The sequence below is a fragment of the Sandarakinorhabdus rubra genome (assembly GCF_010994245.1).
Taxonomy (GTDB): domain Bacteria; phylum Pseudomonadota; class Alphaproteobacteria; order Sphingomonadales; family Sphingomonadaceae; genus Sandarakinorhabdus; species Sandarakinorhabdus rubra.
The window spans coordinates 1-879 of the sequence record NZ_WMHO01000410.1; the positions used below are offsets into that span (position 1 = coordinate 1).

The following is an 879-nucleotide window of genomic DNA, read 5'->3' on the forward strand; positions in this document are numbered from 1 at the left end:
GCCACAAGGTGACGGCGCCGGCCGCCGTGCCCGCCCGGGCAACGTGCGGCGGCACGGGATCAGGCCCGAACGGGCCGCCACCCACGCCCGCGATCACCGCGTCAACCACCGCCAGGATGGCCGGCGCCGAGCGGAAATTGGTGGTCAGCACCGGCTCCTTCCAGCGCACGGGATCGGCCTCGCACAGCTCGACGAAGACATCCTTCTGATCGGCATAGACCTGCGGGTCGGCGCCCTGGAAGCTGAAGATCGACTGCTTGAAATCGCCGACCACGAACAGGCTGCGGAACGTGTCGCGCTGGCCCAGCCCGGCGAAAAACTCCTCCACCAGGGCGCGGATCACCTCCCACTGCACCAGGTTGGTGTCCTGCGCTTCGTCGACCAGCACATGATCGATGCGGCTGTCGAGCTTGAAGCGCACCCAGTCCGCCGCGCCGGGCGCCGCCAGCAGGCGGGCGGCGGCGCGGATCATGTCGTCATAATCGATGACGCCGGCCTGCGCCTTGGCCGCGCGCCAGTCCTGCGCCAGCCGCACGGCGAGGCGCAGATGCTGGCCGCCGGTGGCGAGGATCTGCCAGCGTTCCTGGCCGGCACGGATGGCCAGCAATGCATCCTGCACCTCGGCGCAGAAGGGGCGCCAGGCCGGCTCGGCATCATCGAGCGCCTTGGGGACAAGACGACTGGCGGCGCGCGGCGTGTCGGTCTGGGTGAAGAAGCAGGCCCAGATCGCCGGCCATTGCGCCGCTGGGTCGGCCATTTGCAGGGCAGCCGCAAGGGCACCGGCCTGTTCGATGGCCGTCACGTTGCCCTGCCGGCCCAGCGCCCGGGCGAATTCGCCGATGCGCGGCCACGGCAGGCCCGGCAACGCGGCGGCCAGCG

The 879-nt window shown here is 71.1% G+C and carries 1 protein-coding gene; it reads right to left on the reverse strand.

The annotated features are described in order from the left end of the window. Positions 1-879 (reverse strand): UvrD-helicase domain-containing protein (locus tag GJV64_RS14910; protein WP_164158289.1); only part of this gene is annotated, 879 nt, incomplete at both ends.